This window comes from Hydrogenophaga sp., from assembly GCF_051007235.1.
GTDB lineage: Bacteria > Pseudomonadota > Gammaproteobacteria > Burkholderiales > Burkholderiaceae_C > Hydrogenophaga.
Window position 1 is genome coordinate 1 of sequence record NZ_JBPCSJ010000291.1, and the last position, 4,722, is coordinate 4,722.

Annotated in this window: 5 protein-coding genes; 2 read left to right on the forward strand and 3 right to left on the reverse strand. The window is 70.1% G+C overall.

Annotated elements, in window-relative coordinates; genetic code table 11:
• Both ACR2JA_RS10310 and ACR2JA_RS10315 read left to right on the forward strand, forming a co-directional pair.
• The coding region (locus tag ACR2JA_RS10310; RefSeq protein WP_434008995.1) for a hypothetical protein at positions 1-894 on the forward strand (894 nt) is incomplete at its 5' end.
• A gap of 89 nt (positions 895-983) precedes the next feature.
• Positions 984-1,868: an alpha/beta fold hydrolase gene (locus tag ACR2JA_RS10315; RefSeq protein WP_434008996.1), complete on the forward strand. Its 885-nt coding sequence runs from the start codon at positions 984-986 to the stop codon at positions 1,866-1,868.
• Positions 1,869-1,899: 31 nt separating this feature from the next.
• On the opposite strand, the gene ACR2JA_RS10320 is transcribed toward ACR2JA_RS10315, so the two are convergent.
• From ACR2JA_RS10320 to ACR2JA_RS10330, 3 genes are all read right to left on the reverse strand, one after another.
• Positions 1,900-2,058: a hypothetical protein gene (locus tag ACR2JA_RS10320; protein WP_434008997.1), complete on the reverse strand. Its 159-nt coding sequence runs from the start codon at positions 2,056-2,058 to the stop codon at positions 1,900-1,902.
• A gap of 31 nt (positions 2,059-2,089) precedes the next feature.
• Positions 2,090-3,211 carry a phytoene/squalene synthase family protein gene (locus ACR2JA_RS10325; RefSeq protein WP_434008998.1) on the reverse strand — a complete coding sequence of 374 codons (1,122 nt, stop codon included), beginning with the start codon at positions 3,209-3,211 and terminating at the stop codon, positions 2,090-2,092.
• Positions 3,192-4,722, reverse strand: a 1,531-nt coding sequence (locus ACR2JA_RS10330; protein ID WP_434008999.1) for a phytoene desaturase, incomplete at its 5' end; no start/stop codon positions are given. The genes ACR2JA_RS10330 and ACR2JA_RS10325, both read right to left, overlap by 20 nt.

Below are 4,722 nucleotides of genomic sequence, written 5' to 3' on the forward strand. Positions count from 1 at the left end.
GACGGCTACGTCTGGTGGTACGTCGACGCCCTGAGCGCCGACGGCAGCCAGGGGCTGACCATCATCGCCTTCATCGGCAGCGTGTTCTCGCCCTACTACGCCTGGGCGCGGCGCGGCGCCAGCGCCGACCCCGAGAACCACTGCGCGCTCAACGTGGCGATCTACAGCCCGGGTGCCCAGCGCTGGAGCATGACCGAACGCGGCGCGCGCCACTGCGCACGCGAGGCCGACTGCTTCACCATCGGCCCCAGCCAGCTGCAATGGGACGGCCAGCACCTGATCATCCACATCGACGAGGTCGGCGTGCCGCTGCCGCGCCGCATCCGCGGCACGGTGCGCGTGGTCCCCGACCAGCTGTTCCACTTCAGCACCGCGCTGGACACCCACGACCGCCACCACTGGGGGCCGATCGCCCCCAGCGCCCAGGTCGAGGTGGCGCTGGAGCACCCGTCCCTGCGCTGGCGCGGCCACGGTTACCTGGACAGCAACCAGGGCAGTGAGCCGGTGGACCGCGCCTTCACCGAGTGGGACTGGTCGCGCTGCGAACTGGCCGACGGCAGCACCGCGGTGCTCTACGACATCGAGCCCGGCCAGCCTGGCGGCCGGGTGCTCGCGCTGCGCTTCCACCCCGACGGCCGCGTGACCGAGTTCGACGCGCCACCACTGCACCACCTGCCCAGGACCGCCTGGCGCCTGCCCCGGCGTATGCGCAGCGACGGCCCGGTCGGCGTGCAACAGCAGCTGGAAGACACGCCCTTCTACCAGCGGGCCGTGCTGCGCAGCCAGCTGCTGGGCGAAGCTGTCACGAGCTTCCACGAAACCCTGAACGTGCCGCGCCTGGTGTCGCCCACGGTGCAGGCCATGCTGCCCTGGCGCATGCCGCGGCGGGGCTAGGTGAATGCGTCATGTGGTCTGATCGAGGGGTCTGAGCAAACCCTCCCGCCTTTCGCACCCCGCGCCACGCGCCCCCACCGAGAGCCCCCATGCCCACCCCCCTCCCCGCGGCCCTCAACGGCGAGCGCACCGTGTTCCAGAGCGCTGGACACGACCTGAACCTGTACATGGCGGGCCAAGGCCCCGCGCTGCTGCTGGTCCACAGCGTCAACGCGGCCGCATCGGCGGCCGAGGTGCGGCCCTTGCACGAGCACTTCCAGCGCACACGCACCGTGTTCTCCATCGACCTGCCGGGCTACGGCTTCTCGGACCGCAGCGACCGGGACTACACGCCGCGCGTGATGACCGATGCGCTGCACGCCGCGGTGGCCCTGATCCGCGAGCGCATGGGACCTGCGCCCATCGATGCGCTGGCCGTGTCCCTGTCCTGCGAGTTCCTGGCGCGCGCCGCCACCGAAGCGCCGACGCACTTTCGCAGCCTGGCCCTGGTCAGTCCCACCGGGCTGGGCCGCAAAGACCAGCGCCGCGGCCCGCCCGGCAGCACCCTGGCCATGCCGTGGCTGCTGGCCGTGCTGCGGGGTCCGGGCTGGGGGGGCGCGCTGTTCCGGGCCCTGACCCGGCCGGGCGTGGTCCGCTTCTTTTTGAACAAGACCTGGGGCTCACGGAACATCGACGAACGCATGTGGGCATACGCCGTGGTCAGCGCGCAGCAGCCCGGTGCGGAGCACGCGCCCTTGCGCTTCATCGGCGGGGGGCTCTTCAGCCGCGACATCCAGACCGTGTACGAGCGCCTGACGCCACCGGTGTGGGTGGCACACGGCGTGCGCGGCGACTTCACCGACTACGGCCAGAAGGCGCTGCTGACCGAGCGGCCCAACGGGCAGTGCAGCGTGTTTCAAACCGGCGCCATGCCGTACTTTGAACAGCCCCAGGCCTTCTGCGACCAATACCAGGCGTTTCTCGACGGGGTGTGACGCCGCTGGCCCCGCCCCACCTTTGTTCGGTTCAGGGCGGGTCGGAATCCGCAGCACCGGTCGCATCCCGCGCAGCCTGGCGGGCCTTGTCCTCGCGGGTGCGGGCCTGGGCTTTTTTCACGTCGTGCAGCTGCCAGACGCCCCAGAGCAGCACCACGATGAAGACGCCAAGTTCGATCCAGATCCCCATGCCGGTGGTCCTTGTGTGGTGGATCGGTGCTTCAGTGCGCCACCCGCGCCCGGGCCACCTCGTCCAGGCGCTGCTGCTCCAGCCGTTCCATCAGCTCCAGCATCCACCCCACCCGGCCGATGTCGCTGCGCCGCTGGGCGCCGGCGGGCCGCTCCAGGCCATCGGGGCAGCCGCAATGCTCCACCAGGTAGGCAATGGCCGCCAGCGGCGGCGCGGGCACGTCGGGCCGGCCGATCCAGCCCGACTGCACGCCTGCGCAGGCCAGCAACACCAGCTTGCGCGAGGTGGGCACCACGGCGCGCTGGTTGACCGGGTTCAGACCGTCGCGGCGCAGCTGTTGTCCGATTTCGGCGTAGATGTAGCGCGCGGCCAGGATGGCCGAGCGGCAGTCGCGCGGCAACATCGCCACACCGGCGGTGGACTGACCGTACAGCCGGTCGGCCTCTTTCAGCAGGCGCTCGATCACGCCTTGCAAGGCGGGTGTGCACACCGGGTTCTGAAGCCAGTCGTCGGCGCCAATACCGGCCTCGGCCAACCACCGGCGCGGCAGGTAGAGCCGCCCATTGCGCGCGTCCTCGCCCACGTCGCGCGCGATGTTGGTGAGCTGCATGGCCACGCCGAGTTCGCAGGCGCGGGCCAGGGCTTGTGGCGATCTCACGCCCATGATCCAGCACATCATGGCGCCCACGCTGCCGGCCACGCGCGCGCCGTAGTCGTGCACGTCTTCCAGCGTCTCGTAGCGGCGGCCTTCGGCGTCCCAGGCGAAGCCGTCGAGCAGCGCGTCGAGCAGCGCACGCGGCAGTTGGTGCCGCTGCACGACGATGGCGAGCGCCCGGTCTTCCACGTGGTCCTGCGGGTCGCCCGCATAGAGGGCATCCAGCCGCTGCGACAGCAGGGTCATGGCCTCGTTCAGGCTGTGCTCGCCTCCATCGACCATGTCGTCCGCCACCCGGCAGAACGCGTAGAGCGCGATCGACGAGGCCCGCACGCGCTGGGGCAGCAGGCGGCTGGCGGCAAAGAAGGTGCGCGAGCCCGTGCGCATCAGGGCGACGCAGGCCTCCAGATCGGCCTCGCTGCCGATGCCGTGGGTGGTCGGGCCAGAGGGTGCGCCGTGGGCCGAATGGGCCAAGGCTTCAGCGTTGAGAACCGGCATGGGCAATCCGTGCAAGGTAGGTGGCGGCGTCGGGCACCACCGAATCGAGCGCCTTGGCCGACATCAGCACACCCGGCACACCCGCGCCTGGGTGGGTGCTGGCGCCGACCATGTACAGGCCGTCCACGTCTTCGCTGCGGTTGTGCGGGCGGAACCAGGCGCTCTGCATCAGCAGCGGCTCCAGCCCGAAGGCGGCGCCCTTGAAGCTGAGCAGGCGGTCGTGGAAGTCCTGCGGCGTGGTGATGAGCGAGGCGCTGATGTGCTGCTCGAACCCCGGCAGCACGGTGCGATTCAGCACCTCGGCGATGGCGCGGCGCATGGGCTCGGCCTGCGTGGCCCAGTCGGTGCCACTGTCCAGATGAGTCACCGGGGCCAGCGCGTAAAAAGTGTCGTGCCCGGCGGGCGCCATCGACGCGTCGCTCGCGGTCGGCCGGTGCAGGTAGAGGCTGAAATCGTCGGCCAGCTTGTGGCGGCGGAAGATGTCGGTCAGCAGTTCTTTGTAGCGCGGGCCCAGCAGCATCATGTGTTTCGGCACGTCGGCGTACTGCCGGTTGGTGCCGAAATACCAGACGAACAGGCTCATCGAGTAGCGGCCCTTGTCGATGCGGTGGTTGGTCCAGTGGCGGCGGTGCTGTGGTTCGACCAGGTGCCGGTAGGTCCAGGCGGTGTCGGCGTTGGAGATCACGATGTCGGCCGCGATGCGTTCGCCACTGGCCAGCGTGACGCCGGTGGCGCGGCCGCGGTCCACTTCGATGCGCCTGACCTCGGCGTTGCAGCGCAGCGTGCCGCCCTGCCCTTGCAGCAGCTTGACCAGGCCCTGCACCAGCTTGCCCGTGCCACCCACCGCCCAGTGCACGCCCCACTGCCGCTCCAGCGCGTTGATCAGGCTGTAGATGCAGGTGACGGCAAACGGGTTGCCGCCGATCAGCAGGCTCTGCAGGCTCATCGCCATGCGCAGCTTGGGGTGCTTGAGGTGGCTGGCCACCATGGCGTGCAGGCTGCGCCAGCCGCGCATGCGGAAGATGGCCGGGCTGGCCTTGAGCAGGTCGCCCACGGTGTCGAAGGCCTTGGCGCCCAGCGCCTCGAAGCCCAGGCGGTAACAATGATCGGCCTCGGCCATGAAGCGCTCGTAACCGGCCGCGTCCGACGGGCTGATGCGGCGCACCTCGGCGCGCATCTTGTCGGGGTCGCCGCTGTAGTGGAAGACGTCGCCGTCGTCAAAACGGATTTGATAAAACGGGTCGAGCGAGCGCAGCTCCACGTCGTCACTGAGTTTTTTGCCGGCCAGCGCCCACAACTCGTCGAACAGGAACGGCACGGTGATGATGGTCGGCCCGGCGTCGAACACGTGGCCGTTCTGCTCGTGCACATAGGCGCGGCCACCGGGCGCGTCCAGCTTCTCCAGCACCGTCACGCGCCAGCCCTTGGCCGACAGGCGCACGGCCGAGGCCAGGCCACCAAAGCCGCTGCCGATGACGATGGCGTGGGGTGCGTCGGCCGTCGGGCGCGCG

Coding starts and splice junctions, on each gene's coding strand:
- ACR2JA_RS10315 (WP_434008996.1), top strand. CDS start 984: ATGCCCACCCCCCTCCCCGCGGCCCTCAACGGCGAGCGCACCGTGTTC.
- ACR2JA_RS10320 (WP_434008997.1), bottom strand. CDS start 2,058: ATGGGGATCTGGATCGAACTTGGCGTCTTCATCGTGGTGCTGCTCTGG.
- ACR2JA_RS10325 (WP_434008998.1), bottom strand. CDS start 3,211: ATGCCGGTTCTCAACGCTGAAGCCTTGGCCCATTCGGCCCACGGCGCA.